Genomic DNA, 26,104 nt, shown 5'->3' with positions numbered 1-26,104 from the left:
TAATTATCCACTATTGGTTATTCATAAATAAGTCATCATTGAACAGACTCAGGTGAATTTTAATTACAGCCTTACGAATAAAAGACTCACTTTGGGTATTACAGCAAGGGCGATGTAAATCTTGCGGAAAGAAAACGGCAAACATGCCGGGTTCCAAATGAATCAGCGATTCATTATTCGTTTCTTGATAAAATACGATGTCATGCTTCTCCGCCCGGTCTTCAACCACCTCATGTTCTGCCGCACCGCGCGCCACGCCGATGGTTTCTTCTCCCTGCAAGAGAAATTGAATATCTACAAACTTGAAATGTGATTCAGCTCTCATTTCATGAGCAGGAACGGTATTCATTTCCTGAAAAAGGCAAAACATTTTGCCCGGAATAATATCGAATTTCCCTGGTGTTAGTGTAGAAAAATCAGTTTGAGTAATATACTCAATACCTTTATTAATAATCGAATGGAAAGCGAATTTTTCGCGCTCCCAATCTCTTAGGCAACATACGATCATGTTGAATAATCCTTTTATATTTATATCGAGGGTCGGATTACAGCTAAAATTGTTAGTCAATTAAAACTTACTGCCTGGAAGCATAATCCTTTGAATAGAATATTCGACCAGGCAATTCATCAGCGGATAAGACGGCAACTTATCCGCATCTCTCACCGCTATCGCATCTTACTCGGCAGCAATTTTTTTCTGCCACAGCGCAGTGCCGCTGTGAATTTGATCCAGCAATACCGTCAGCCCCCAGAATTTTTCCAGCACATTGTCTTTATTCACACGGCAGAATTCGCTGTCGAAAGTGCCCAGACGCTGATGATAAATCTTGGCATTCTTCGGATAACCCAATGTCTCAGTCACCGCGCCCAGCGACAGGAAAATGGCTAACTCGTCGGCGAGTTGCGGCTGGGTTGCCGCCTTGTGGTACAGCCAGCTGTAAAGCTCGGGGTGGAAGTTGGTGAACACACCGCTGAATCCTTTGGACCCTGCCTGCATCGCCGGATAAGCAATGGCGGCGTTGGCATTAATGATGTTCAACGGCGTATGCGCCACCAGCTTCACGCGGCGGGTAACCGTTGCCAGGTCACAGCTCACGTCTTTCAGCACAACGAAGCGGCCGGTGTTGGCGCAGTAAGTTAACTCTTCGTCGCTCAGCAGGCGGCGATACGGTGCAGGACACTCATACAGCCCCAGCGGCATGGATTCAGGCAATGCGCTCAGCAACGTATCCAGAGTGGCAAAGAAGGTCTCAGTGCCCTGATTTTTCGGGTCGAGATGGTTGGTGACCAGCACCAGTGCGTCGGCTCCGGTTTTCGCCATCGCGTTTAACTCATTGATTTGGTCATTGATATCATCACTGATATGGCCCGAGGCAATCACCGGTATGCGCCCTGCCACGTGCTTCACCACGAACGCGGCCAGCTCAACGCGCTCTTCCAGGGTCAGGAACTGCATCTCGCTCGACTGACACACGGCAAACAGCGCATCAACACCTTTTTCAAGATACCAGTCGATCAAACGAGTCAGACCCGGGTAATCAATCTGATTGTCGTCAGTGAATGGGGTCAACATCACTGGCACAATACCTTCGATACTTTTAGTCATTACTGCTCCTTAAAACAGAATCGATTACGTGGCCGCTAAACTCAATGTATTAAGGCAGCGACCGCAACAAGAAACTAAAGAGTGAACGCAGCATTTATCGCTGCGCCAAACGTGCTAAAACCTGTGCGTGATCGGGCATGTTTGATGCACCTTCGCGCTCGACTGCCAGCGAGGCAAACGCCGAAGCATAGGTCGCCGCCTGCACCAGATTTTGCCCATTGGCAATGCTTGAGGCCAACGCACCGTTGAAAGCGTCACCTGCGCCGGTGGTATCAACGCTCAGGGCCGGAAAAGCCGGAATGTGCTGGAACTGATTACCATCGAGCAGCAGCGCGCCGCGCGATCCCATCGTAATAATGACCCGCCGGGCCCCCTGGCTGACAATACGCTGTGCAGCCTCTTTGGCACTGGCTAAATCCTTCACGTCAATGCCGGACAGCTGCGATGCCTCCGTTTCGTTAGGTGTAATAACGTCCACATATTCAAGACACTCAAGCGCGTGGCTTGAGAAAGGCGCCGGGTTGAGTATCACCTTCACGCCCAGCGCTTTTGCCAACTTCATCGCGCTCAAGGTCGCGGCAAAGTTGTTTTCGAGCTGCACCAGCAGCACGTTCGAATCTTCAAGCTCGGGGGTGATCGCCACCACTTCGTCTTCGCTGATGGTTTTATTGGCCCCAGAATAAATGGCAATCATGTTCTCGCCGTTTTCCTGCGAGACATAAATAATGGCGTTACCAGTCGGCTCGGTTTCCGACTGATAAAGGGTAAAGGAGTGAATCTCCGAAGAGGTCAGGTGATCATAAGCAAACTGGCTGAACTGATCCTTGCCCACCTTAGAAACGAAATGCACCTTAGCCCCCGCACGACTCACAGCCGTGGCCTGATTTGCCCCTTTACCGCCAGGGCCGAGCGTGCTGCCCAGCGCCAACAGGGATTCACCGCCTTTTGGAAAACGTTCAACCTTCGCCACGATATCGACGTTAAATGAACCCAGAATGCAAACCTTACCCGTCATGCTCTTTCCTTTATTCTGTTGCACAGTCTGCTTCCTTTTCTGGCTCTGCAGCCGTTGTAGCAACACCTCAAAGTTGTCGCCAGTGTCGGTAATCAGCTTTGATTGCAAACTCCGCCGTATTACCATTGCCCCGCCGTGACAGCGCTGAACCAATTTTTCAGCCGCCAGAGCATTCAGATCACTGCGAATGGTTTCTCTGGTCACGGCAAACAGAGACGCCAGAATCTCCACTTTTACCCGCTCATTCTTATCCAGATATTCCAGGATTTGCTGCCGCCGCTCTTCAAGAAACATATTCACCCACCTTCTTCATATTCAGAATAAATGCACAAAACTGATTAAATAGTGATGATGCTCATAGCTTAATTAGCAAAACGGAAGCAAACAAAAACCGGGATTTCTGATTTTTGTGAAGGAAGAAACGGAAAATTCTCTCTGGCAAAGTAGGCAAATGCCCATGTTAACGAAGGAAAAGGTAAGCCAGATGGCTGCGCGAGGCGGTTTCTGCTTGAGGCCCTTTTGATCTGCATTCCGTTAATCGACGTAGATGGCCTGCTCTATTTTATGAGCCAGTGAATGGTAAAGGCGATCGCAGCCAGAGAAGCCAGATAGAGAAAAGCCTGCGTTCCAGCAGGCTTTTTGCTTTTCTGGTCCGCCAACCTTCCTGGCTGATTCGGGCGGCCGGATTTACAGGTACTTCAGTTCGTACGCGATAATCATTCAGCGCCAGAAAACAGCCGCACTGTGTTGATCCAGCTGCGACTGTTCGGGCAATGCTCGCCGCGATTACGCGGTTGGCACTGTGCCTCCATCGATAACGTATTCTGTTCCTGTGATCGCGGCCGCGCAGGACGAAGCCAGGAACACGATGAGATTGGCCACTTCAACAGGTTTTGATGGACGCCCCAGCGGTATGCCGCCAAGCGAATCCATGATGATCTTCTTACCGCCTTCGTAATCGGTACCCGCCTGGTGAGCGAGCCGTTCAGCCAGTGCGACGGAGGCTTCGGTTTCGATCCAGCCCGGCGCCACACGCAGCACACGAATTCCTTTTGGCGAAACCTCTTTTGACAAGCTTTTACTGTACGTCGAGAGTGCGGCCTTTGCCGCCGCATACGCTGTTGTCGACTCCGGCAACGGCAGCGCGCGCTGAATGGAGGTCACATGAATAATGACCCCCGTTCCCTGAGCGAGCATGCCGGGCAAGAGCGCTCTATCAAGCCGGACCGCAGGCAGCAGATTAAGGCTCAGTTCCTGCTGCCATTCATCTTCACCCAACACCGCGAAACCGCCGCCGGGCGCAGTCGAGCCACCAACAACATGAACAATAATGTCAACGCCACCAAAGCTGGCCTGCACCGCTTGCGCGACACGATGACAACCTTCGACCGTGGTCAGATCAGCCACCACAAAGTGATCCGCTAAAGATTCATCAGGTTCGGTTCGCGCGGTGGTTAATACGTTTGCCCCCTGTTCATGAAACAGGCCAACAACTGCTTTTCCGACGCCCTTGGTGCCCGCCGTGACCAGAACACGTTTTCCTTGTAAGTCCAGATTCATACTCATCAAACGATCTCCAGTGATGCGATCTTCCCGTCCAACAAAGTGAACGCATGGCTAAGCTGCACCGGGCTGCCGGGGAAATTGCCCGCCACATGAGAGGTCACCGTTAACCGCGCTCCGTCTTCAGCCACCCGGATCGGCTCAACGGTGTACTCAAAAGCATTTTGCACGTCGCGTTGCCAGGCCTGGATGGCCTCAAGGCCGCGATGCGTCTTTCTTTCATCGATAACAACGGCGTCAGGTGTAAAGCAGTGGTTGACGTTGGCGATATCTGCGCCATTGCTGATGGCGAAGTAGGTCGCAACAGCTTCGGGTAATGACAAAGACATGGTGATGGACTCCTCTTGTTTGCGGTACTTTCATTTTCACCATATAGTGTCAAACCATCAAGAACGCACAAAAAAGTTAGTAACAGGCATATGAGTAAGATTTATACCCCCGATACCGCAGCGATTGGCGTAGAACAGGTGCTGCGATTACTGGAAGGCCGCTGGAAGTTGGTCATTCTGTTTCATTTATTTGACGGAAAAGTGCAGCGCTACTCCGATTTCAGCAGGCTTATTCCTGGCATTTCGCAAAAGATGTTGAGCCAGCAACTGAGGCAACTGGAAGCGGATGGCATTGTGTCGCGCAAGGTTTATCCGCAGATCCCTCCGAAGGTGGAATACCGGCTCACGGACTGGGGACAAGCCCTGTGTCCTGCGCTGGATGCCATGCTGAAATGGGCAGAAAAACGCGAAACCTTCTCACCAGACGAACCTTAAATCCGGCGATAATCTTTTTCCTTCGTTCTGATACAGCCCGATTCGCGTTCAACCGTTCTCCCGCGCATCGGGCAGTGCTTCTTTTTTTGGCCGCACAATCCAGCACATACCGCCGCCTCAATGTGCCATGCTAATTACTCAATTAATGGCACGGGCATCACCCGACAAAAAGAAGCCATTCTCTGCAAAGCGCCTTTAGCATGACGCAACCGGAACAGCGAGGACGCCAATGATCACTTTATGCAACGCGTGCGGCACATCATATGAGATAACCGCCACTCCCCCACACCGCTGCAAAATCTGCGAAGATGAGCGCCAGTTCGTGCCGGTAACAGGGCAGAAATGGGTTGATTTCCCTACCCTTCTGACCTCACATGCTAATAAATGGCAACAGCACGAGAGCGATCTCTTCAGCATCAAAACCGTGCCTGATTTCGCCATTGCGCAGCGCGCGTTTCTGGTGAGAACAGCGCAAGGCAATATCCTGTGGGACTGTATCTCCACCCTCGACGCCGCCACAAAAACACTGATCAACTCTCTGGGCGGACTCCAGGCCATCGCCATCTCGCATCCTCATTTTTACACTACCGTGCAAGACTGGGCCGCCGCGTTTAACGCGCCGGTTTATCTGCATGAACGCGATCGCGACTGGATCATGCGTGACAGCCCGCACATCACCCTTTGGGACGGCGATACCCTGCAACTGACCCCGGACGTAAGCATCATGCGCCTTGGCGGCCATTTTGCCGGTGGCTGCGTCCTTCACTGGGCGCGGGATGAAGGTGTGCTGCTGTCCGGCGATATCGTTCAGGTCGCGCCGGGCGCAAATGCCGTCTCCTTTATGTGGAGCTATCCCAATATGTTGCCGCTACCGGCAGAAACAGTTCGTGATATGACGCGTCGGCTAGATGCGGTGAAATTCGAGAAACTCTACGGTGCATTTGAAGGACGAGAGATCGCGCAAAATGCTGCGGACATTGTGCGCCAGTCAGCTCAGAAATATATCGCCTGTCTGAGTTAACCAATTGTTTATGAATGTATATCCGTCAACGTGCAGCGTTCGCGCACACCTGCACATAAAAAACGCGGCCATTGATTTCAATACAATAATTGCATTGCTACGCGGCGTTTCGGATCAAGCCCAATGCGGGTTTCCGCGGTAAGCACCGCGTTCAACCGGTGCGAAATGGCGTTGCCTTCAACAATGTCAAAACCCAGCGAGGCGTAAAAAGGTGCGTTGAAGGGCGCATCACGATCGGTCGTTAACGAAGCGCCGTATAAACCGCGCGCTTTACCTTCCGACAGAAGCGCATACATCAAGCGTCGGCCAATTCCCTGCCGCTGCCAGTTCGGGTGAACATCCGCTTCGGCAATGTGCAGCCAGTTTTCCGTAATCACGGCTCCGGCAAACCCAACAGGGATATCGTCCGGCGCGAAAGCAACGAGTAACACCCCTTCCCTGCATAGCTCGCGCAAATCTTCCAGGCTGCTAGCGACAGGAGATCCGGTCACCGCTCCCGCCTCGCGCAGCGTTTCAAACGATGCCAATTCAATGGCCCTTAACGCCGCCAGGTGCTCGCTTCGCGCGGGTCTGATTGTGATATCTGTCATCTGAATGTTCCCAATGGTAACAAGCGTTAAGCCTGATCGACACGACAGCTTCAGGCATTCCCGCACTGTCTCGCGCCACGTATTGTACATCCTGAATGCGCCAGCACCATTTCACGCAGCGCCCTCACTCTTTGTACCTTATTTACATCGTTTCATTTACTTACATAAAACGACCGTTACGAAATAATTCATTAACGCAACTAATAGAATATGAACCGTGTTAGTGATTTTAGCCGTGATGGTCGATTCGCCGTTCTTCCCCAAGAACGGCTTTTTTTTGGGATTTGACAGGAGGGTAAGTTGATGTTCCAGTCTGCGGTTGTTTTCCTTTCATCACTGTTTATGTGCGGCAATGTTTTTGCAGGTTCTGTCGCGTCGGTATCGCTCAGCACACTTTCATCTGCGCTCAATGAACGCATGCTGATAATGAAAGACGTGGCCAGTTACAAGGCACAGCATCATTCACCTGTGGAAGATGTGGCGCGGGAACAAAAAGTGCTGACAGAAGCAGTGAAAAATGCCCAGGACGCGGGTCTGGATCCCCGCTCCGTGGAGCCTTTTTTCCGCGCGTTGATGAGCGCCAGCAAGGCCGTTCAGTATCGCTATCTGGCCGACTGGTTAGCCACACCGGATGCTAACAGCACTGTCAGAAGTCTGGACGCAACCCGGCAACAGATAAATCAACTGGATAGCCAGTTGCTCACCGCCATCAGCCAGCGGCTGCTCACCGGCCCTTTCACTGAAGCAGACACCGCATGGCTGTCGGCACAAATTATGGCTCCGAATCTTAGCGAAGCGGATAAAAACAACCTTCTTTCTGCTTTACGCCTTATTCATCGCGCACGTTAGCCATCAATACCGTACGCGATGAAAAATACCCGTACCCGGCCTGCCAGTGCGCATGACAGGCCGGGCATCCGGCAGGAAGATAACGGCATATGGATGGGGTCTGCTGTTGAACATTGACCAACCAAATGCCACTCACGCAAATCATTCAAGAACCGAATAATCTTCTGTGCATTAACGCCACCTGAGTTAAATTCCCCCTTTCATGGCGCCCGCTCTGCAAAAGAGTTTTCACCTGTCCGCTGTCGCTGTAGTCTCAATAGCGGCTTTTTTTGGCTGCGTACGATGTGAGTAACCTTTTCTCCCTATTAAAACTAGAAAATTTTGCAATTTTGAGGAACGGACAGAACAACTATGGACTCCACGCTCATCACAACCCGCCCCGATGAAGAGACACCACCACTGAATCGCGCCCGCCGTGCGGCCTGGGGCAGCTTCGCTGGCGCAGTGGTCGACTGGTTCGATTTTTTACTTTATGGCATCACCGCCGCGCTGGTGTTTAACAGCGAATTTTTCCCGCAGATTGACCCGGCGATGGGCACGCTTGCCGCCTTCGCCACTTTCGGCGTTGGGTTTTTATTCCGCCCGCTCGGTGGCATTGTTTTTGGTCATTTTGGCGATCGGCTCGGTCGTAAGCGAATGCTAATGACGACAGTCTGGATGATGGGCATCGCCACTGCCTGTATTGGCATTCTGCCCTCCTTTGCCACCATCGGCTGGTGGGCTCCGGCGTTATTGGTCATCCTGCGCGCAATCCAGGGTTTCGCCGTTGGCGGCGAATGGGGCGGTGCGGCGTTACTGGCTGTAGAAAGCGCGCCCTCCGGGAAAAAAGCCTTTTACAGCAGCGGCGTTCAGGTCGGGTATGGCGTCGGGTTGTTGCTCTCCACGGGTCTTGTGTCGCTCATCAGCAGCCTGACCACTAACGAGCAGTTTCTGAGTTGGGGCTGGCGTCTGCCTTTCTTGTTCAGCATCGTGCTGGTGCTTGGCGCGCTGTGGGTGCGAAACGGCATGGCAGAATCTGCTGAGTTTGAACGTGCGCAAACGCAACAGCCGGAGCAGACAAAAAAACGCCCGCCGGTGTTTGAAGCGTTGTTTCGCCATCCGGGCGCGTTTTTGAAAATAATCGCCTTGCGCCTGTGCGAACTGTTGACCATGTATATCGTCACCGCGTTTGCGCTGAACTACTCCACGCAAAATCTGGGTTTACCGCGTGAACTGTTCCTTAATATCGGCTTGCTGGTCGGCGGAATAAGTTGCCTGACCATTCCGCTATTCGCCTGGATGGCGGATCGTTATGGACGACGGCGCATCTACATCACCGGCGCATTACTCGGCGCGCTGAGCGCGTTCCCGTTCTTTATGGCGCTGGAAGCACGCTCCATTGCCGGCGTGGTGATCTTCTCTTTATTGCTGGCCAATATTGCCCACGATATGGTGGTTTGTGTACAACAGCCGATGTTCACCGAAATGTTCGGCGCCGGCTATCGTTACAGCGGCGCGGGTGTCGGTTACCAGGTCGCCAGCGTGGTCGGCGGTGGTTTTACGCCCTTTATTGCCGCCGCATTGCTGAACTTTTCCGGCGGCGAGTGGCATGCCGTCGCCATTTATCTGCTGGCGGGCTGCCTGCTCTCCGCCCTGACAGCAACGCTGATGAAAACACCGCCGCACACACATCAATAAAAACAAAGCCTCCGAATGCGGAGGCTTTGTTTCGTTGTTTAGTCTATCGCTAAATCTGGTAATCGATGGCCGCTTCGTCCGGCTCCATCACCTGGCGTTTGATATCTTCCACCGACAGTCCGGCATTACACAGCTCAATAAAGCGCCAGACATAATTTCGTTGTAACTGGCCACGTTTTAACCCTAACCAGACGGTATTTGCATCAAACAGATGCTGTGTATCCAGCCGCACCAGTTTGCCCTCTTCGTTTTCACCGCCCGATTGCTCCGCCACCAGCCCGACGCCCAACCCCAGCTCAACATAGGTTTTGATAACATCGGAATCCTGCGCGCTCAGCACCACATCCGGAATTAACCCTCTGCGGCCAAACGCTTCATCAATGCGCGAACGCCCGGTGATCCCCTGGCGATAAGTGATAAGCGGCCAGCGGCTGATATCTTCGAGCGTCAGCGGTGAGGATTGCGCCAACGGGTGATCCGACGGCACCAGTAAACTGTGATGCCAGCGAAACCACGGGAAAGCCGCGAGTGAGTTGTCATTGCTTAAGCGTTCACTGGCAATGCCGATGTCTGCGCCACCGTTATGTAACAGTGATTCAATTTCTTGCGGAGTGCCCTGAATTAACTCCAGCCGCACGTCCGGGAACAGCGCGCGAAAAGCTTTAATCACCGATGGCAAACTGTAGCGCGCCTGCGTATGCGTCGTGGCAATGGTCAGCACGCCAGAAGTGTCATTGGTAAAAAGATCGGCGAGCCTGCGTACATTGCTCGCCTCGTTAAGGATGCGCTCGGCAATCACCAGCAGCGCTTTACCGGGTTCCGTCATGCCCAACAAACGCTTGCCGCGACGGATAAAGATCTCAATCCCCAGCTCTTCTTCAAGCTCCCGGATATGGCGGCTCACGCCGGATTGTGATGTGTAAAGCATGTTGGCGACTTCGGTCAGGTTGTAATCCCGCCGCGCCGCCTCGCGGATAATTTTGAGTTGCTGGAAATTCACCCTTCGCTGCTCCTGGCCTGTCAGACATGACGTTATTGTTAAAGTCTGCGGCCAGGCAGAACAAATAATAAAAACCAGCATCTTATTCCATTAAGGAATAATGATTAACTCACCAGCTGCAACTCATGGCTTTCCATCGCCGGGCGGCTGACTAAAGACATTAAAATATCTTTCACCGCTTGTGCCTGCGGCGAGAGCGTACCGCGCGCGGAAACGTTTAACGACAATGACAAGTTCATCGAAGGCGTGGTGATACGCGCCATCCAACCGTTGGTCGCGGCGCACAGCGAACGAGCGGCAGACTCCGGTAGCACCGTCACCCCCATTCCGCTGGCAATCGCTGCTGTCAGCGTGGCGATCGACTCAATTTCGCCAATGATTTTCGCGGTCAATCGACGCAGCGAAAACGCTTCATCAACACGCAAGCGAACAGCGCTGTAGTCGCGCGGCAGGAAAAGGTTCATATCAGCAACCGCCGTCAGATCGACGCTCTGGCCCGGGCAGTCGCGCGTTCCCACCAGATACAAATCTTCTTTTAGCAGCGGCAGGCTGTTAATCCCCGCGCCAGGCGCGCGTTCATACAGCACGGCCATATCCAGTTGCCCGCTGAACAATTTATCGTTCAACGTTGTGCCGCTATTTTCATGCAGATAGACCATGACTTCCGGCAACTCTGTACGCACAGCCTGCAACAGCGGCATGGTGACGGAAGAAGCGGCAGTGCCCGGTGCCAGGCCAATGGAGACTTGTCCCCGCAGGCATTGACCGACATTGTTTACCGCCAGTTGCGCCTGTTCGCACTGACGCAAAATCGTCCGGGCGTGGGTGTAGAGGATTTTGCCCGCCTCCGTCGGCGTTACGCCGCGTTTGGTGCGAATGAGTAATTGCTGATCCAGTTCGCCTTCCAGAGTGGCTACCTGCTGGCTCAGCGCGGGCTGCGCAATATGTAATACTTCGGCTGCCTGAGTCAGGCTTCCAATATCGACGATTTTTACGAAGTATTTCAGTCGTCTTAAGTTCATTTTGCCTCCTGTACGGATACCAGTGCCAACGCTGGATGTGATGTAGTCGAAGGAGTTGCAATATGCTTGCCAGTTTTAGTTAGGCCAAATGAAAGGTGCTAACAGGCTGGATAATAAGAGATTCTAATTACAACCGGGGTAATTATTACTGAAACAGTGGTTCGGGTGATGCCCCATAAAAGATGCATTGCACAGTTTTGGTGCAAATGCGCGTTTAAGTGCTTATCCCGGCAACAGATTGCTGAAATAGTCGGCAAACGATCGCGGCAGAACGATCCACCCTTTGACAAGGGCATGGGGCATCGCTAATATTCGCCCCGTTCACACGATTCCTCTGTAGTTCAGTCGGTAGAACGGCGGACTGTTAATCCGTATGTCACTGGTTCGAGTCCAGTCAGAGGAGCCAAATTTAGAAAAGCCTGCTTTTAAGCAGGCTTTTTGCTTTTCTGCCGACTGCACGCAATACACCACTCACCTTTCATTCAGACAAAACATTGCTTTGATAGCTGAACGCTTGCGTCCCCGACGCAGACGCAGTTTCCCCCTCTAAGGGTTCTGGCATTCCTGGTCAGCGCATTGTCTCGCTCAAGGCTAACGCTTACCTTGATTCAGGCATAAAGGTTTTCATCGCAGTGAAAGTGAAGATAAATCAACCTGGTTACGGGTTGTGGTTTGTCTGCAATGGAGTTGCTGGCTGGGATAAGAATAAATGGGCCTGTCATCGACAGGCCCATAAGCGTGATGTTGCGGCCATTACCTGCCGGTATTAAAAAAGGCCACGGTTTGCGTCAGCCGACGGGTCTGCTCTTCCAGCGCACTGGCCGCTGATACCGCATGCTGAACCAGCGAGGTGTTCTGCTGAGTGACTGCATCAATTTGCACAATCGCTTCGTTAACATGGCTGATGCCTTTGCTCTGCTCCTCGGTCGCGACAGATATTTCCGACATGATGTCCGACACACGTCGCACCGCCACAATCATCTCGTCGATACTGCTCCCGGCAACTTTGATTTGTGACGAGCCGTTGTTAACCCGCGTGACAGACTCTTCCACCAGCCCTTTAATTTCCTGCGCCGCCTGCGAACTGCGTAATGACAAGCTGCGCACTTCACCCGCAACCACCGCAAACCCTCTGCCCTGTTCCCCCGCTCTGGCCGCTTCAACTGCCGCATTCAGCGCCAGGATGTTGGTCTGAAACGCGATGCCATTGACCACCTCAATAATGCTCGCGATTTTCCCGGCGCTTTCGGAAATACCGTTCATGGTTTCATTCATACTCTGCATTACCACCCCGCCGCGCGAGGCAATGTCCACGGCTTCACTCGCCAGATGACGTGCCTGCCCGGCGTTCTCCGCGTTTTGTTTCACGGCGGCGGTGATCTGTTCCATGCTGGAAGAAGTACGTTCCAGCGACACCGCCTGCTGCTCAGAATGCGAGGCAATCTGTTGATTTCCGGCGACAATATCATGCGTGCTGGTGTTGATTATCTCCGCCCCTTCACGGATGTCTTTAATCACGGCGGTCAGTTGCTCGCGCATCACACCCATTTCATGGATCAGGCTTGAGCTGTCCCCGGCTTTTTTATCCACCGTCTGCGAAAGATCCCCGGCAGCAATCCGCGCGGCAACATCAACGGCATAGCGGGGTTCGCCCCCAAGCGCCAGCAATGTTCCCCGGTTGATGAGATAGACGATGACCGACAACAGAATACTGATAGCCACAAACTCAATCAGGTTCTGGTAGAGCGAAACCCGGAATGCCGCGTCGATATCATCCACATAAAGACCGGTGGTAATTATCCATCCCCAGGGCGTCCATGGAATGCTGTAAGCGATCTTCGGCTGAGCTTGCGTATCGCCAGGGCGTGGAAAAACGTAAGCGGTAAACCCCCCCTCATTATTACGAGTAACCGCAACCATATCTCTGAAGATATAAACGCCATTCGCATCTATAACCTCCGGTCCCTGGCCAATTAGCTTGGCGTTGATCGGATGCATAATCACCTGCGCCTGGGTATTCAGAATGGTGAAGTATCCCGCCTCCCCATAGCGTAAATCTTTAATTAATTGGGTTGCGCGCTGCTGCGCTTCCTGTTGGGTGATTGCCCCTTTGTCAGCCAGCGCGGCCTGCGTTTTTACGATACTGAGCGCCAGTTGAGAAACATGCTGCAACTCGTTTTTCCGCAGTGCCAGTTGGTCTTCTTTGACCGTAAAAGAGCTGTAGAGCAGTGTTCCGGCAAGGCATACCAGTGCCACGATGAGAGGGAGCCAAAGTTTTTGCGCGAGGGATAGTTTCATGGCATGAGTACCTATTGTTGTTTTATATGGCGGGTACAGCATCGGCTTCGGGAGTTCGAACCGCGCCTTATCCCTATATCGGAAATAAAAAAAAACGAGTTAATCGATAGAAGTTGTATATTTTTTCCAACTTAATTGTTTTTAGGTTAAAAGAAAGTAACCATCTAATAAATAAAGTGTTATTTTTCGCCGGATTAATTCATCCGACGAAAGTCTTATTCATAAATAAGAACGCGGTCACACTCGCGCGCGAAGGCGCCACAGGGAGGGTTTCGGCAATCCCGCAGCATTAGCTGATGGGTCATCACCGTTTTTGTGCGGCCTGCTCAGAAACGGGCTTACGAGCAGGCTTTTGACGTGTTGCGCTGAGCTTGCGTATGCGACAGTTTTTTCAACATCTTCTGCAACCACTGTGCCGCCCCTCGCTTGCCGCTGCGTTTATGGGAATAAATCTTCACCTCAAACGGGGGAACCGCAAAAGGCAGCGCAAAAATGGTGATTTTGGCCGACTGCTTCAATGTCTCCGCGGCCGAACGCGGAAGCGCCATCAGCAGATCGCTATTGGCGATAATAAAAGGCGCGCTGAGCATCGAGGGCGTTTTTATTGCCACCTGCCGCGTATAACCCAGGCGTTCAAGTTCACTATCCAGCACGCCTTTGTCCTCATTCCACGGCGTCACCACCAGGTGGCGCGCGGCAAGGTAATCTTCCAGCGTTAATTGTTGCCTGAGTTGATTGCTGATAACGACATATTCATCTGCAAACCAGCCGATCTCGTCGAGCTCCGCGTGGCGAATATCCTGCGGCGCGCTAAACCCCAGCGCAAAATCCACTTCTCCTGCCAGCAGTTCATTGAGCGCCGGACGATGAGGCAAATAGCGAAATTCGAAACGCAGACCGGGAGCCGTATGCTGCAATTCAGCCATTAGCGCGGGAAAAATACCAAACGCGGTGAAATCAGTGATCGCAACCTGCAAACAGTCTGTTGTCGTCGTGGGATTAAATTCCGCTTGTGGGGTGAGCTCGTGGTTGAGATGTGCTAATGCCGAAGCGATGGCGGGCGCCAGTTGAGTGGCATAGACGCTTGGACACATAAAGTGCCCTTCCCGGTAAAATAGCGGGTCATTGAGCGTCACACGTAACCTTGAAAGCGCGTGACTCAGCGCCGAGGTGCTCATCGCCAACTCTTCCGCCGCCTGGCGCACAGAGCGATGGCGATAGATCGCGTCGAAAACAGGTAACAGGTTTAAATCAAGACGCCGTAACGTTGGATGCATAATATTCATCGACCGGTGATTTCATTGCACTTAATTCTTTGCACAATACCGCTTATGCTTGCGGCCATCAATTTTGAACGCCCGGTAAAACAACAGGAAAAGCAATGAGCATCACCATCCGCCCAGCACGCCCGACAGACGCAAACGCCATTTTTGAGATGATTTATGAACTGGCGGTGTATGAAAAAGCGCCTGAAGAAGTGATCACCACTGCGGATGAGATCCGCGAAACCCTGTTTGGTGCAGAGAGTAAAACGGAAGCCTTAATCTGTGAAATCGAAGGTAAAACCGTGGGTTATGCAGTTTTCTTTACCAGTTATTCGACCTGGCTTGGCCGCAACGGCATTTATATGGAAGACCTCTACGTTTCGCCCGATTTTCGCGGTAACGGTGCAGGAAAAGCGATGCTGCAAAAGATTGCGCAGTACGCCGTTGAGCGTCGCTGCGGACGGCTGGAATGGAGTGTGCTCGACTGGAACCAACCCGCCATCGATTTTTACCAGAGCATCGGCGCGCGAGCGCAAAGTGAATGGGTGCGTTACCGTCTGGATGGCGAAGCCCTGCTGAAATTCGCCGAAAGCCCCCGCGCTTAATCTTTCCTCGTCAACCCGCCACGGCGGGTTTTTGCTTACCGTTCATTGGGTTCGTCTCACGCCTCGCTTAAAGATCCGGCACTTGCTGCCGATAAAAACTGTGCAGTTATACTTATAGCTGTTCTCTGGTTGTTTTTTCTACAATAAAGGATTTACAGCATGGATCCGATACAAATTGCATCATTAGCCAGCAGCCTTGACTCTTATCAGCTTGATAATCAAGTCAATACGCTGGTGCTGAAAAAAGCGCTTGATACACAGAAATCGATCGCCAGCGACTTGATTCAGCAGATCCCGCAGTTACCTTCCAACCCGGCAATCGGTCGTAATATTAATACCACCGCATAGTCCGGTTTGCTGGCTGACGTTTGTGGTAACAGCGCCAACCGGCAACGCTTGCAAGCCCGCTTCGTGCGGGCTTTTTTGTTTCTTCACTTGCCTGGGATGTTAAATCGGCGTAGCCTCTGCCGAATTAAAACCTATCGGTCTAAATTATGAATGGCGAAACAGCAGCACTGCAAAAACCCCGCCGTGGGCGGCCGCCGAAAGTCGAGCGCGACTTTACCGATACCCGCCAGGAGCTGATCCGCTCGGGTCTTGAGGTGCTAACGGAAACTGGCTATCTGTCGGCGGGCATTGACGCGGTGATCAAAAATATCGCAGTTCCTAAAGGCTCGTTCTATCACTGCTTTAAAAGTAAGCAGGAGTTTGGCATGGCGGTGCTGGCTGCCTATGGCGACTTTTTCGCCCATAAACTGGATAAATTTTTAACGGATACCCAACTCTCCCCGCTGCAACGCATGGCGGCTTTTGTGCACCATGCTGGCCTGGGAATGGCGAAATACGCTTTCCGCCGTGGTTGTCTGGTGGGCAACCTGTTGCAGGAAACGCCACTTTTACCGGAAGTCTTCCCGGCGCGCCTGAAAGCCATCCTCGCCGACTGGGAAACGCGCGTCGCAACGTGTCTGGATGAAGCAAAATCCTGCGGCGAATTGCCGCCAGACGCTGCCAGCCATGAACTGGCCAGTGTGTTCTGGTCCGGCTGGGAAGGCGCAGTGATGCGCGCCAAGCTGTTCCGCTCCGTCAAACCGCTGGATCAGTACTGGGAATTCTTTCGCCACAGCATAACAACTGCCCCTGCAGCGTGAAGCATGACAGGGGATGGAGCATCTGCACAGGACGGCAAAACGCCGAAAACACACCTCATCCGACGAGGAAAACGCAGTCATGAAAGCATTAGTTCTGGAACAGAATGAGAATAAAACCCTGGCGGAAGTGAAAGAGATCGCCCTGCCTGCACTGGGCGAGGGCGACGTTCGGGTCGATATTGACTGGTCCAGCCTTAACTACAAAGACGCGCTGGCTATCACCGGTAAAGGCAAAATCATTCGCCAGTTCCCCATGGTGCCAGGCATTGATTTTTGCGGCCGCGTGAGCGAAAGCCGCGATGCGCGCTTTGTTCCCGGCCAGGCCGTGATCCTCACCGGCTGGGGCGTGGGCGAAAATCACTGGGGTGGGCTTGCCGCCCAGGCCTGCGTAAAAGGTGACTGGCTGGTTGCCCTGCCGGAAAGCTTAAGTGCGCGTAATGCGATGATCATCGGCACCGCAGGTTTTACGGCGATGCTGTGCGTAATGGCGCTGCAAGAGGCCGGGATTAAACCGCAGGATGGCACCGTGCTGGTCACCGGTGCCAGCGGCGGCGTGGGCAGCACCGCTGTCGTGCTGCTGAAGGCGCTGGGCTACACCGTTGCCGCCGTGACCGGGCGTGAATCGACCCATGATTTTCTGCGTAATTTAGGTGCTGATGAGATCCTGCCGCGCAGCGATTTTGAACAGACCCGCCCGCTGGAAAAACAGCTGTGGGCCGGTGCGATTGATACCGTTGGCAACCACGTGCTGGCAAAAGTGCTGGCACAGACTAACTATGGTGGCTGCGTTGCCGCATGCGGTCTGGCTGGCGGTTTCGAGCTGCCGACCACCGTCATGCCGTTTATTCTGCGAAACGTCCGTTTGCAGGGCGTGGATTCCGTGATGGTGCCCACCGCGCAGCGCGGTGCCGTGTGGGAAAATCTCGCACGCACGTTGCCAGAAAGTTACTACCAGCAGGCCGCAACCGAAATTGCGCTGGAACAGGCTCCGGCAATCGCCGCCGATTTTCTGAGTAATAAAATCCAGGGCCGTACGCTGGTGAAAATCAGCGGCTAACCTGCTTTCCGGCGTGCGCCGTCGCGCCGGATCCTTCCCTCATCCGTTTCCTCCGAATCCCGTTGCGCATTGCTTTCGTTTCACATTCCTGTGACATACTATCGGCTACAGCCGTAGAGCAGATAAGGAGATAAAGATGAATAATAAGGGTGCAAATCTGACCCCGGAGCAAGCGCTGGATCAACTTGAAGCGCTGTATGATCGTTCCGTTGAAGCCCTTCGTCAGGCGATCGCTCGCTATATCGACGACGGTCAGCTTCCCGATACCGAAGCCCGCGCACAAGGGTTATTTGTCTATCCGCAGTTATCCGTAAGCTGGAATGGTAGCGCGACGAACCCACCGAAAACCCGCGCCTACGCCCGCTTCACCCATTCGGGCTGTTACACCACCACCATCACCCGCCCTTCGCTGTTTCGTCCCTATTTACTCGAACAATTAACACTGCTGTGCCAGGACTACGGCGCACATATTGAGGTGGGGTTATCCGCCCATGAAATCCCGTACCCTTACGTGATTGACGGTTCGGAGCTGACACTGGACAGGTCAATGAGCGCAGGGCTGACGCGCCACTTCCCCACTACCGAACTGGCGCAGATTGGCGATGAGACCGCCGATGGCTTGTTCCACCCGACCGAGCTTTACCCGCTTTCCCATTTTGATGCGCGCCGCGTGGATTTCTCGCTGGCGCGGCTGCGCCACTACACCGGCACGCCGGTTGAACATTTCCAGCCGTTTGTGCTGTTCACCAACTACACGCGTTATGTCGATGAGTTTGTGCGCTGGGCCTGCAGCGAGATCCTCAACCCGGATAGCCCGTACGTCGCGCTCTCCTGCGCGGGTGGTAACTGGATCACTGCTGATACCGAAGCGCCGGAGCAAGCCATTTCCGACCTGGCGTGGAAAAAACACCAGATGCCGGCCTGGCACCTGGTCACCGCCAACGGCCAGGGCATTACGCTGATTAATATTGGCGTTGGCCCGTCGAACGCAAAAACGATTTGCGATCATCTGGCCGTGCTGCGCCCGGATGTCTGGCTGATGATTGGCCACTGCGGCGGCCTGCGTGAAAGCCAGTCGATTGGCGATTATGTGCTGGCGCATGCTTATCTGCGTGACGACCATGTGCTGGACGCCGTGCTGCCGCCGGATATTCCGATCCCGAGCATCGCCGAAGTGCAACGTGCGCTGTACGACGCCACCAAAGAAGTGAGCGACATGCCGGGCGAGGAAGTCAAACAGCGGTTGCGTACCGGCACGGTGGTGACCACCGACGATCGCAACTGGGAACTGCGTTATTCTGCCTCCTCACTGCGCTTTAACTTAAGCCGCGCGGTGGCGATAGATATGGAAAGCGCCACCATTGCCGCGCAGGGTTATCGCTTCCGCGTACCGTATGGCACTCTGCTCTGTGTTTCGGATAAACCGCTCCATGGCGAGATCAAACTCCCCGGCCAGGCCAACCGTTTTTACGAAGGGGCAATTTCCGAGCATTTGCAAATTGGCATCCGCGCCATCGACCTGCTCCGCGCAGAGGGCGACCGCCTGCACTCGCGTAAATTACGCACCTTTAACGAACCGCCATTCAGATAACAATTAAAAAGGATTAACCATGCAAACCCCTTCACCGTTACAAGCGTTACGCGATCAGTTGGTCGCGCTGGAGCTTGACGGCATGATTGTTCCGCGCGCCGACGCGCACCAGAGCGAAGATTGCGCGCCGCATGACAATAAACTCCAGTGGCTCACCGGCTTTACCGGTTCTGCCGGGCTGGCACTGGTGCTGCGTGATAAGGCGCTGCTGTTCGTGGATGGCCGCTATCAGGTGCAGGTGCGCAGCGAAGTGAATCGCCATGATTTCGAGATCCACCATCTGCACAACGAGCCGCTGGACCAGTGGTTAAACGCCTCGCTATCTGCCGGCAGCCGCATCGGCTTTGAGCCGCTGCTGATGGTCAACAACCAGTTTCAGGCGCTGAACGCCACGCATTGTGAACTGGTCGCCCTGGATAGCGATCCGTTCGATGCGATCTGGGCCGATCGCCCGGCGGCACCGTGTGGTGTGATTCGTGAAATGCCGCTGGAGATCAGCGGTGAAAGCAGCGCCGATAAGCGCACGCGCATCGCGCAGGTGCTGGCGGAAAAAGGGGCTGATTACCTGGCAATCACGCTACCGGATAACATCGCCTGGCTGCTGAACATTCGCGGTTCGGACATTGCAATGAACCCGGTGGTGCATTCATTCTCCCTGCTCAGCCGCGAGGGAGAGGTCGAATGGTTTGTTAACCCGCAGAAAACCGCCGGTTTATCAACGCAACTGACCTCAACGCTGACACTGCACGATTTCGAGGACTTCCTGCCGCGTTGCCAGCAAATCGCCGCCGGAAAACGCATCCTGCTTGATGGCGACTTCGCGCCGGTGGCGCTGCGTTTCGCCATTGAACAACAGGGTGGCGAAGTGCTGTGGAGCGCCGATCCCATTACCTTTATCAAAGCGCATAAAAACGCGACTGAACTGGCAGGCTACCGCGAAAGCCATCAGCAGGATGGCGCGGCGTGGGTGAATTTCCTCGCCTGGTTAGCGCGTGAAGTGCCAGCGCGCGAAGCGGCGGGTAACCCGGTGACCGAACTGGAAGCACAGCAAAAGCAACTGGCCTTCCGCCAGCAGCAACCCGGCTTTATTGAACAGAGCTTCAGTACCATTTCAGCCTCCGCCAGCAACGCAGCGATGTGCCATTACCACAGCAGCGAAAAAACGAACAAAGCCATCACTCGCGCTAACTTCTATTTGAATGATTCCGGCGGCCAGTACCATAACGGTACCACTGACACGACGCGTACGCTGTCGTTTGGCGCACTCAATGCCCAGCAGCGGCTGCACTACACCGCCGTGCTGAAAGGCTTTTTGTCGATGCTTACTCTGCAATTTCCTGCCGGCACGCACGGGCACCAGTTGGATGCCTTTGCTCGCCGCGCGCTGTGGGACTTAGGGCTGGATTTCGACCACGGCACCGGCCATGGCGTTGGTCATCAGTTGCTGATCCACGAGCAGCCGCAACGCATTGCGAAAAAGGTCAACCCGTGGCCGCTGTCGGCGGGCAATATCATGACCATCGAGCCGGGCTACTATCTGGCGGACAGCTACGGCATCCGCATTGAAAACCAGGTGGAAGTGGTGGAAAGCCAGCCGGGATTCTGCCGCTTTGCTTCGCTGACGCTTGTCCCCATTGATTTAAACCAGGTGGAGTGGAACCTGCTGAGCGAACAAGAGCAGCAGTGGCTGGATGACTATCACCAGCGAGTGCGCGAAACGTTGTCACCACTGATTGATGACGACGCCCGCTCGTGGCTGTTTGCCGCCACTGCGCCACTGCGCGTACAGGCAAGCTAAGTGTCCGTTTCATTCACAAACCCGCTGCGGCGGGTTTTTATTTTAACAGCGCAGGCGTAATGACTATTCAGCGTTTTTTTTGCCAGCTTATCGACGCTCGAACTGCTAAGCATGGTGTTCAGCGTTACGGTGTCGATCCTTTTTATTCTGTGGATTATTTTTGGCTTCCGGAAAAAATAGCGCCTTCGTGGTGACAATTTAAGGACGCGAGCATAGATATTCTGCCAATCATCGGTTTGGGAGTGGCGAGCGTTTTCGGCATGACGAATCACTACCGATAAGAACGTCTTTGTGCAGGCTTTTCACGCCGACGAGTTTAAAGCGGGCAACAGCATCTTTGTTTGTTACCGGAACAACGCTCCGCAAAAACGCATTGTGATGGGCAGGAAAGTAAGGCGGGCTGTAAGAACGCAGAAAAGCAAAAAGCCTGCTTAAAAGCAGGCTTTTCTAAATCTGGCTCCTCTGACTGGACTCGAACCAGTGACATACGGATTAACAGTCCGCCGTTCTACCGACTGAACTACAGAGGAATCGTGTGAACGGGGCGAATATTAGCGATGCCCCAGGCCCTTGTCAAAGCCTGATTTTCACATTTTGGCGCGTTTGCCGAATTATTCTCCATTCTGCGCAGAAATGGTGCTTTTTTGCGGCTTCGGGTACTTCCACAGCCAACGCCCACTTACCATTCGCCAGTAAAAAAGCGCACCGCGCACCGCCCAGTCAAGGAACATGCCGAGCCAGACACCAACCACCCCCATACCGAGCATAATCCCCAGGGTATAACCGGCAACAACGCGACAGCCCCACATCCCAAGCATCGACACCCACATGGCGAAACGGGCGTCGCGGGCGCCTTTTAGTCCGGCAGGCAAAACCCATGACGCCGCCCAGATGGGCATAAACGCCGCATTAAGCCAGAGAAGCACTTTAACCACCTCTTTTACATCGTCTTCCTGGGTGTAAAACGAGGCGAAAAGCCCGGCAAACGGTGCGGTTCCCCAGGCAAGCATCGTCAGTAACAACGTCGATAGCCAGAATACATGGCGCAACTGGCGCTCAGCCTGACTTATCTGCCCTTTGCCCAACCGCTTACCAGTGATAATCGTAGAGGCGGAACCCAGCGCATTACCTGGCAGGTTGATCAACGCTGCCACGGAAAAAGCGATAAAGTTACCGGCGATAACGTTGGTGCCCATTCCGGCAACGAACATTTGCGTCAGCAGCTTGCCGCCGTTAAACAGCACCGATTCGATACTGGCAGGAATACCGATCCCCATCACTTCCCAGATGATGCCGAAGTTGAGCTTTTCGAAGTAACTTTTTAACGGAATGCGCAGTGCCGGGTTAAAACCAATCATTAGTACCCAGATAATCGCCACCGCGCCAATATAACGCGAAATGGTCAGCCCCAGCCCAGCCCCGGCGAAACCCATACCTTTCCAGCCGAAAAGGCCATAGATCAGCACGCTGCTGATAATAATGTTAAGGATGTTCATGCCACCGTTAATCAGCAGCGGGATTTTGGTGTTACCCGCGCCGCGCAGTGCACCGCTGCCAATCAATGCAATAGCCGCGGCTGGATAGCTGAGGACCGTCAGCTCAAGGTAGGTCAGCGCCAGCGCTTTAACTTCCGCCGTTGCCGCCCCGGCGATAAAATCGATGATTCCCGTGCCGTAGTAGTGAATGGCCGCCGCCAGCACAATCGAAAATAGAGTCATGATCACCAGCGACTGACGCGTCGCCGCCCTCGCCCGTTCGCCGTCCAGCTTACCGAGACTGAACGCCACCACCACCGTGGTTCCCAGGTCGATAGCCGCGAAAAACGACATCACCACCATGTTAAAACTATCGGCAAGCCCGACCCCCGCCATCGCCTCTTTGCCCAGCCAGCTTACGAGGAAGGTGCTGAGCACGCCCATCATCAGAACACAGGTGTTTTCGAGGAAGATAGGTATGGCAAGGGGGGTGATTTCTCGCCAGAACAAAACACGGTAGCTTTTACGCTTTCTGTACCACGGCGTGCGCATAACAGCCTGGCGAAGAGGAGTAACGACGTTCAAATTGGTCCTTAGCCGCGAAAGGTGAAATTACATTTCAAATGATGGGGGAGAAACCCTGATCCTGCAAAGCATTTCCGCAGAAAACAATGATGACGAGCTCAAATTGTCGATGGATTCAGCAGTCAAAACACCCTGCGAGAAATGAGGTTTGACAAAAGATTTTTCGCCGCTAAGATAAGCCTCCACAACGATTCCTCTGTAGTTCAGTCGGTAGAACGGCGGACTGTTAATCCGTATGTCACTGGTTCGAGTCCAGTCAGAGGAGCCATATTTTTGTTCTCATGCATTCTCGCAAGTCCATATTCGTTTTCGATTCAAAAGGATAGCGTGAAAACTCTTCCTGATGCATTTTCAGTTTTCCCTCCGCATCAGGAAACATTGGTGGTCTGATTTGGGGTCATTTCAGTTCGATTATGGAGTGACCACCATATGTCTCTTAGCGATACAAAAATCCGCAGCCTCAAACCTTCTGATAAACCTTTTAAAGTCTCCGATTCCCATGGTCTATATCTTCTCGTCAATCCTGGCGGCTCCCGTCTGTGGTATCTCAAATATCGTATTAATGGAAAAGAATCCCGGCTTGGTCTGGGGCCCTACCCTGTAGTATCTCTGTCACATGCCCGACAACAACGCGATGGCATCCGCAAGTTGCTGGCACTGAACATCAACCCCGCGCATCAGCGTATAGAAGAACGAGCCAGCCATTCACTCGAAAAAACCTTTAAATCAGTGGCCTTGAGTTGGCATAAAGGCAACAAAACATGGTCAGAAAACCATGCATTACGTTTGCTTGCGAGCATGAATAATCATATTTTTCCGGTGATAGGCCACTTCCCCGTCAGCAAACTCAAAACCTGGCATTTTATCGACCTGTTAAAAGGTATTGAGAAAAAAGGCTTACTGGAAGTTGCGTCCCGCACACGACAGCACCTGTGCAACATAATGCGGCATGCCATCCACTTGGGACTGATTGAAAATAATCCGGCGACAAACCTGAATGGCATTACAGCAGTTCCCGTTACACGTCATTATCCAGCCCTACCGCTCGAGAGATTACCGGAGCTTCTGACCCGTATTGATGCTTACCAACAAGGAAGGGTATTAACGCGACTGGCAGTGTCATTAACTCTGCACCTGTTTATCCGCTCCAGCGAGTTGCGATTCGCCTGCTGGTCAGAGATTGATATCAGAAACAAAATCTGGACGATCCCTGCCACCCGTGAAACGATTACGGGGGTTCGCTATTCAGGGCGCGGAGCGAAAATGTGCACACCGCATATTGTGCCACTCTCGCGCCAGGCTATTGCTATTCTGAAAACGATTAAGGAAATTTCCGGACATCAGACGCTGGTATTCCCCGGGGATCATAACCCCTTTAAACCGATGTGCGAGAATACGATCAACAAGGCGCTGCGCCTGATGGGATATGACACCAAAAACGAGGTTTGCGGCCATGGTTTTCGCACAATGGCATGTAGTGCACTGATGGAATCCGGATTGTGGTCGCAAGATGCGGTTGAACGTCAGATGAGCCATCAGGAACGGAACAGTGTGCGGGCGGCGTATATCCATAAAGCGGAATATCTTGATGCCCGTAAAGCGATGATGCAGTGGTGGTCGGATTATCTTGATACATGTCGGGAGAGGTTCGTCGCACCCTATATTAATGCGCGGGAACAACGGAACTAGGTAACAGCTTAATTAAATAGCAAGACCAGATCCTGATCATTGGTTCAACGAGCCTCGATTCAGGATCTAACAATGGTCAACTAGCTTATTCCGAATAAGTCTAGCAATCCATGTAGATCACAGGGCTGCAAGGACAACCGGGAATAATCGGTATACGAAAATGGGGTGATATCGATTTCCTACGGTCTGGAAATCCGATAGATAACACAATGACTCGTGTTGCACAGCAGATTCAGGATTAAATACTTTGGATGACATAGGTTCCTGGCAGTTAGATGCAGGAAGAAAAACACTGCAAACAGGAAGATTTAATGTCAAAAATACTTAGTAAGCGTGGGATGATTAAAATTAACGAAAGAAGAATAAAGGCAGATCATCCATATCAGTTCTGCCTCTGAGGTTGATATGTTATGTATTATCTTTGATTATCTTGCTGTTGCCATTATTTTTTACTGAGGCAATACCCGTATCACGGGATTGCTGAGAGGGATACGTCTGACTTGTACCAATAACCTGATGGTTAGCGGCTTTAAGGTTGAAGTAGTATTTACCATTTGACGCGATTTTCTTTTCATAACGTTCATCCAGAGGGCTATTTGCATATACGGATGATATGCCATTTTCTGCAGAGCTTTTTGTCGTATAAAGTTCACTAGTTAAAATAATCTCGCCATTTCCTGCCTTGAGAACAAAACGGTACTGATTATCGCTACTCCTGCTTAATTCAAACCAACCAGACATGTTAACTCCTTGATATAATATCCATGATATAAACTATTTAATTAACCTTTAAAGCAAGGAAAATATGCACAAAAAAGCTCATTTCAAATATAGCGTCTTAAATACTAACCAAGCATAAACCAACTGATAACATAAAACCAAGAACGAATCACCAATGATAATGTTTATTCAATTGAAAGAATATTAGTAACATACAATGATTGATATATTTATTAACCTAATAAATAATATTCAAACCATCTATTTAATGATGTCACAAATGCAAATATTATCACCTTCATAAAGGGAGTACCTGAGCGGCCTTAAGCAATGGTGTTATGGCAATAAAATATGTAAATAGTGAATACATGTCGCGCTGCATATGTATACACTGCGGCAACAACAGTCGAGAATAATTTCACTAACAAAGTCAGATCCAGACGCATGGGTTCTGCTTTTCCGATTTATTGTGGAGTAATCAGCAACGTCGTATTGGGATGATTTTTCTTATAGCGGTGGTATTGCAAGATTAACGTGGCGAGATCGTCATCCAAAGCATAGAAATAGGCTTCCGGCACATCCAGCACAACCGCGAACCGACAAACCAAGCCAAAATCTGGCGCACTCACTTCTCTTTCATACTGGCTTACCCGCGAACTTGACGTCTCTTCATCAAGCCCTGCCAGGCAACCCAATTCTGCCTGTTTTAATCCCGCGTTGACCCTTGCCAATCTTAAGCGTTTACCAATCATTGTATGGTCTTCAT

Annotated in this window: 25 protein-coding genes and 3 tRNA genes; 13 read left to right on the top strand and 15 right to left on the bottom strand. The window is 52.4% G+C overall.

Annotated features, from left to right (window positions below; translation table 11 throughout):
• Positions 1 to 10: 10 nt before the first annotated feature.
• The 5 genes from ACFX4O_RS09845 to ACFX4O_RS09825 all read right to left on the bottom strand — a co-directional run bounded on the left by ACFX4O_RS09845 (position 11) and on the right by ACFX4O_RS09825 (position 4,513).
• Positions 11 to 508: a YhcH/YjgK/YiaL family protein gene (locus tag ACFX4O_RS09845; RefSeq protein ID WP_380208435.1), complete on the bottom strand. Its 498-nt coding sequence runs from the start codon at positions 506 to 508 to the stop codon at positions 11 to 13.
• A 168-nt stretch (positions 509 to 676) separates the two neighbouring features.
• On the bottom strand, positions 677 to 1,606 hold the full coding sequence (locus ACFX4O_RS09840) for a dihydrodipicolinate synthase family protein (protein ID WP_380208433.1): 930 nt from the start codon (positions 1,604 to 1,606) through the stop codon (positions 677 to 679).
• Positions 1,607 to 1,700: 94 nt separating this feature from the next.
• Positions 1,701 to 2,915 carry a ribokinase gene (gene rbsK / locus ACFX4O_RS09835; protein WP_380208431.1) on the bottom strand — a complete coding sequence of 405 codons (1,215 nt, stop codon included), beginning with the start codon at positions 2,913 to 2,915 and terminating at the stop codon, positions 1,701 to 1,703.
• 492 nt (positions 2,916 to 3,407) lie between these two features.
• Positions 3,408 to 4,187, bottom strand: coding sequence for an SDR family oxidoreductase (locus ACFX4O_RS09830; protein ID WP_380208429.1), 780 nt, complete (start codon positions 4,185 to 4,187; stop codon positions 3,408 to 3,410).
• Positions 4,187 to 4,513 carry a nuclear transport factor 2 family protein gene (locus ACFX4O_RS09825; RefSeq protein ID WP_380208427.1) on the bottom strand — a complete coding sequence of 109 codons (327 nt, stop codon included), beginning with the start codon at positions 4,511 to 4,513 and terminating at the stop codon, positions 4,187 to 4,189. The genes ACFX4O_RS09830 and ACFX4O_RS09825 overlap by 1 nt, the downstream gene beginning before the upstream one ends.
• A gap of 90 nt (positions 4,514 to 4,603) precedes the next feature.
• Here ACFX4O_RS09825 and ACFX4O_RS09820 point away from each other — a divergent pair, with 90 nt between their 5' ends.
• Positions 4,604 to 4,948, top strand: a complete 345-nt coding sequence (locus ACFX4O_RS09820; RefSeq protein WP_380208425.1) for a winged helix-turn-helix transcriptional regulator — start codon at positions 4,604 to 4,606, stop codon at positions 4,946 to 4,948.
• 229 nt (positions 4,949 to 5,177) lie between these two features.
• Positions 5,178 to 5,969 (top strand): MBL fold metallo-hydrolase, encoded by a 792-nt coding sequence (locus tag ACFX4O_RS09815; RefSeq protein ID WP_380208423.1) that lies wholly within the window; start codon positions 5,178 to 5,180, stop codon positions 5,967 to 5,969.
• 77 nt (positions 5,970 to 6,046) lie between these two features.
• On the opposite strand, the gene ACFX4O_RS09810 is transcribed toward ACFX4O_RS09815, so the two are convergent.
• Positions 6,047 to 6,559, bottom strand: coding sequence for a GNAT family N-acetyltransferase (locus tag ACFX4O_RS09810; RefSeq protein WP_380208421.1), 513 nt, complete (start codon positions 6,557 to 6,559; stop codon positions 6,047 to 6,049).
• A 303-nt stretch (positions 6,560 to 6,862) separates the two neighbouring features.
• On the opposite strand from ACFX4O_RS09810, the gene ACFX4O_RS09805 reads away from it, so the two are divergent.
• On the top strand, positions 6,863 to 7,408 hold the full coding sequence (locus ACFX4O_RS09805) for a chorismate mutase (RefSeq protein WP_380208418.1): 546 nt from the start codon (positions 6,863 to 6,865) through the stop codon (positions 7,406 to 7,408).
• A 351-nt stretch (positions 7,409 to 7,759) separates the two neighbouring features.
• Positions 7,760 to 9,085, top strand: coding sequence for a shikimate transporter (gene shiA, locus ACFX4O_RS09800; RefSeq protein WP_380208416.1), 1,326 nt, complete (start codon positions 7,760 to 7,762; stop codon positions 9,083 to 9,085).
• A gap of 49 nt (positions 9,086 to 9,134) precedes the next feature.
• Here the strand turns inward: shiA and cbl are convergent, their stop codons facing one another.
• A complete protein-coding gene (cbl, locus tag ACFX4O_RS09795) occupies positions 9,135 to 10,085 on the bottom strand; it encodes an HTH-type transcriptional regulator Cbl (RefSeq protein WP_131412130.1) in 951 nt (316 codons plus the stop codon).
• Positions 10,086 to 10,189: 104 nt separating this feature from the next.
• On the bottom strand, positions 10,190 to 11,107 hold the full coding sequence (gene nac, locus ACFX4O_RS09790) for a nitrogen assimilation transcriptional regulator NAC (RefSeq protein ID WP_380208413.1): 918 nt from the start codon (positions 11,105 to 11,107) through the stop codon (positions 10,190 to 10,192).
• A 330-nt stretch (positions 11,108 to 11,437) separates the two neighbouring features.
• Here nac and ACFX4O_RS09785 point away from each other — a divergent pair.
• Positions 11,438 to 11,513 (top strand) — tRNA-Asn (locus ACFX4O_RS09785).
• Positions 11,514 to 11,860: 347 nt separating this feature from the next.
• On the opposite strand, the gene ACFX4O_RS09780 is transcribed toward ACFX4O_RS09785, so the two are convergent.
• The gene (locus ACFX4O_RS09780) at positions 11,861 to 13,405 is read right to left on the bottom strand and encodes a methyl-accepting chemotaxis protein (protein WP_170312074.1); all 1,545 of its coding nucleotides are present in this window, start codon (positions 13,403 to 13,405) and stop codon (positions 11,861 to 11,863) included.
• 338 nt (positions 13,406 to 13,743) lie between these two features.
• A complete protein-coding gene (locus tag ACFX4O_RS09775) occupies positions 13,744 to 14,691 on the bottom strand; it encodes a LysR family transcriptional regulator (protein ID WP_131412124.1) in 948 nt (315 codons plus the stop codon).
• A 95-nt stretch (positions 14,692 to 14,786) separates the two neighbouring features.
• On the opposite strand from ACFX4O_RS09775, the gene ACFX4O_RS09770 reads away from it, so the two are divergent.
• From ACFX4O_RS09770 to ACFX4O_RS09745, 6 genes are all read left to right on the top strand, one after another.
• Positions 14,787 to 15,275, top strand: coding sequence for a GNAT family N-acetyltransferase (locus ACFX4O_RS09770; protein ID WP_131412122.1), 489 nt, complete (start codon positions 14,787 to 14,789; stop codon positions 15,273 to 15,275).
• Positions 15,276 to 15,434: 159 nt separating this feature from the next.
• Positions 15,435 to 15,623 (top strand): YjfB family protein, encoded by a 189-nt coding sequence (locus tag ACFX4O_RS09765; RefSeq protein WP_131412120.1) that lies wholly within the window; start codon positions 15,435 to 15,437, stop codon positions 15,621 to 15,623.
• 146 nt (positions 15,624 to 15,769) lie between these two features.
• Positions 15,770 to 16,423, top strand: coding sequence for a TetR family transcriptional regulator C-terminal domain-containing protein (locus ACFX4O_RS09760; protein WP_380208410.1), 654 nt, complete (start codon positions 15,770 to 15,772; stop codon positions 16,421 to 16,423).
• 79 nt (positions 16,424 to 16,502) lie between these two features.
• Positions 16,503 to 17,480 carry an MDR family oxidoreductase gene (locus ACFX4O_RS09755; RefSeq protein WP_131412116.1) on the top strand — a complete coding sequence of 326 codons (978 nt, stop codon included), beginning with the start codon at positions 16,503 to 16,505 and terminating at the stop codon, positions 17,478 to 17,480.
• Positions 17,481 to 17,616: 136 nt separating this feature from the next.
• Entirely contained in the window at positions 17,617 to 19,071 is a 1,455-nt protein-coding gene (locus ACFX4O_RS09750) for an AMP nucleosidase (RefSeq protein ID WP_380208408.1), read from the top strand.
• A 19-nt stretch (positions 19,072 to 19,090) separates the two neighbouring features.
• Entirely contained in the window at positions 19,091 to 20,869 is a 1,779-nt protein-coding gene (locus tag ACFX4O_RS09745) for an aminopeptidase P family protein (RefSeq protein WP_131412112.1), read from the top strand.
• Between the two features lie 454 nt (positions 20,870 to 21,323).
• Here the strand turns inward: ACFX4O_RS09745 and ACFX4O_RS09740 are convergent.
• The 3 genes from ACFX4O_RS09740 to ACFX4O_RS09730 all read right to left on the bottom strand — a co-directional run bounded on the left by ACFX4O_RS09740 (position 21,324) and on the right by ACFX4O_RS09730 (position 23,115).
• Positions 21,324 to 21,399, bottom strand: a tRNA-Asn gene (locus ACFX4O_RS09740).
• Between the two features lie 81 nt (positions 21,400 to 21,480).
• Entirely contained in the window at positions 21,481 to 22,929 is a 1,449-nt protein-coding gene (locus ACFX4O_RS09735; RefSeq protein WP_380208405.1) for an EmmdR/YeeO family multidrug/toxin efflux MATE transporter, read from the bottom strand.
• Positions 22,930 to 22,956: 27 nt separating this feature from the next.
• Positions 22,957 to 23,115, bottom strand: a complete 159-nt coding sequence (locus tag ACFX4O_RS09730) for a DUF5951 family protein (protein ID WP_380208403.1) — start codon at positions 23,113 to 23,115, stop codon at positions 22,957 to 22,959.
• Positions 23,116 to 23,121: 6 nt separating this feature from the next.
• Between ACFX4O_RS09730 and ACFX4O_RS09725 the strand changes: the two genes are divergently transcribed.
• Together ACFX4O_RS09725 and ACFX4O_RS09720 are read left to right on the top strand one after the other, a co-directional pair.
• Positions 23,122 to 23,197, top strand: a tRNA-Asn gene (locus ACFX4O_RS09725).
• A gap of 161 nt (positions 23,198 to 23,358) precedes the next feature.
• The gene (locus tag ACFX4O_RS09720) at positions 23,359 to 24,618 is read left to right on the top strand and encodes a tyrosine-type recombinase/integrase (protein ID WP_380208401.1); all 1,260 of its coding nucleotides are present in this window, start codon (positions 23,359 to 23,361) and stop codon (positions 24,616 to 24,618) included.
• Positions 24,619 to 25,026: 408 nt separating this feature from the next.
• Here the strand turns inward: ACFX4O_RS09720 and ACFX4O_RS09715 are convergent, their stop codons facing one another.
• A complete protein-coding gene (locus ACFX4O_RS09715) occupies positions 25,027 to 25,359 on the bottom strand; it encodes a YegP family protein (protein ID WP_380208400.1) in 333 nt (110 codons plus the stop codon).
• 443 nt (positions 25,360 to 25,802) lie between these two features.
• Positions 25,803 to 26,090 carry a helix-turn-helix domain-containing protein gene (locus tag ACFX4O_RS09710; RefSeq protein ID WP_380208398.1) on the bottom strand — a complete coding sequence of 96 codons (288 nt, stop codon included), beginning with the start codon at positions 26,088 to 26,090 and terminating at the stop codon, positions 25,803 to 25,805.
• Between the last annotated feature and the right edge of the window lie 14 nt (positions 26,091 to 26,104).

This window comes from Kosakonia sp. YIM B13571, from assembly GCF_042788095.1.
GTDB classification, from domain to species: domain Bacteria; phylum Pseudomonadota; class Gammaproteobacteria; order Enterobacterales; family Enterobacteriaceae; genus Kosakonia; species Kosakonia quasisacchari.
Note: the sequence above shows the minus strand (reverse complement) of the source record. Positions and strands in the feature narration are given on the sequence as shown.

Bases quoted from the DNA above. Each gene is read 5' to 3' on its own strand.
- shiA (WP_380208416.1), top strand. From the start codon at position 7,760: ATGGACTCCACGCTCATCACAACCCGCCCCGATGAAGAGACACCACCA.
- ACFX4O_RS09815 (WP_380208423.1), top strand. From the start codon at position 5,178: ATGATCACTTTATGCAACGCGTGCGGCACATCATATGAGATAACCGCC.
- ACFX4O_RS09765 (WP_131412120.1), top strand. From the start codon at position 15,435: ATGGATCCGATACAAATTGCATCATTAGCCAGCAGCCTTGACTCTTAT.
- ACFX4O_RS09780 (WP_170312074.1), bottom strand. From the start codon at position 13,405: ATGAAACTATCCCTCGCGCAAAAACTTTGGCTCCCTCTCATCGTGGCA.
- ACFX4O_RS09715 (WP_380208400.1), bottom strand. From the start codon at position 25,359: ATGTCTGGTTGGTTTGAATTAAGCAGGAGTAGCGATAATCAGTACCGT.
- ACFX4O_RS09760 (WP_380208410.1), top strand. From the start codon at position 15,770: ATGAATGGCGAAACAGCAGCACTGCAAAAACCCCGCCGTGGGCGGCCG.
- ACFX4O_RS09830 (WP_380208429.1), bottom strand. From the start codon at position 4,187: ATGAGTATGAATCTGGACTTACAAGGAAAACGTGTTCTGGTCACGGCG.
- ACFX4O_RS09810 (WP_380208421.1), bottom strand. From the start codon at position 6,559: ATGACAGATATCACAATCAGACCCGCGCGAAGCGAGCACCTGGCGGCG.
- rbsK (WP_380208431.1), bottom strand. From the start codon at position 2,915: ATGTTTCTTGAAGAGCGGCGGCAGCAAATCCTGGAATATCTGGATAAG.
- ACFX4O_RS09845 (WP_380208435.1), bottom strand. From the start codon at position 508: ATGATCGTATGTTGCCTAAGAGATTGGGAGCGCGAAAAATTCGCTTTC.
- ACFX4O_RS09770 (WP_131412122.1), top strand. From the start codon at position 14,787: ATGAGCATCACCATCCGCCCAGCACGCCCGACAGACGCAAACGCCATT.
- ACFX4O_RS09720 (WP_380208401.1), top strand. From the start codon at position 23,359: ATGTCTCTTAGCGATACAAAAATCCGCAGCCTCAAACCTTCTGATAAA.
- nac (WP_380208413.1), bottom strand. From the start codon at position 11,107: ATGAACTTAAGACGACTGAAATACTTCGTAAAAATCGTCGATATTGGA.
- ACFX4O_RS09825 (WP_380208427.1), bottom strand. From the start codon at position 4,513: ATGTCTTTGTCATTACCCGAAGCTGTTGCGACCTACTTCGCCATCAGC.
- ACFX4O_RS09805 (WP_380208418.1), top strand. From the start codon at position 6,863: ATGTTCCAGTCTGCGGTTGTTTTCCTTTCATCACTGTTTATGTGCGGC.
- ACFX4O_RS09775 (WP_131412124.1), bottom strand. From the start codon at position 14,691: ATGAATATTATGCATCCAACGTTACGGCGTCTTGATTTAAACCTGTTA.
- ACFX4O_RS09840 (WP_380208433.1), bottom strand. From the start codon at position 1,606: ATGACTAAAAGTATCGAAGGTATTGTGCCAGTGATGTTGACCCCATTC.
- ACFX4O_RS09710 (WP_380208398.1), bottom strand. From the start codon at position 26,090: ATGATTGGTAAACGCTTAAGATTGGCAAGGGTCAACGCGGGATTAAAA.
- ACFX4O_RS09820 (WP_380208425.1), top strand. From the start codon at position 4,604: ATGAGTAAGATTTATACCCCCGATACCGCAGCGATTGGCGTAGAACAG.
- ACFX4O_RS09745 (WP_131412112.1), top strand. From the start codon at position 19,091: ATGCAAACCCCTTCACCGTTACAAGCGTTACGCGATCAGTTGGTCGCG.
- ACFX4O_RS09755 (WP_131412116.1), top strand. From the start codon at position 16,503: ATGAAAGCATTAGTTCTGGAACAGAATGAGAATAAAACCCTGGCGGAA.
- ACFX4O_RS09750 (WP_380208408.1), top strand. From the start codon at position 17,617: ATGAATAATAAGGGTGCAAATCTGACCCCGGAGCAAGCGCTGGATCAA.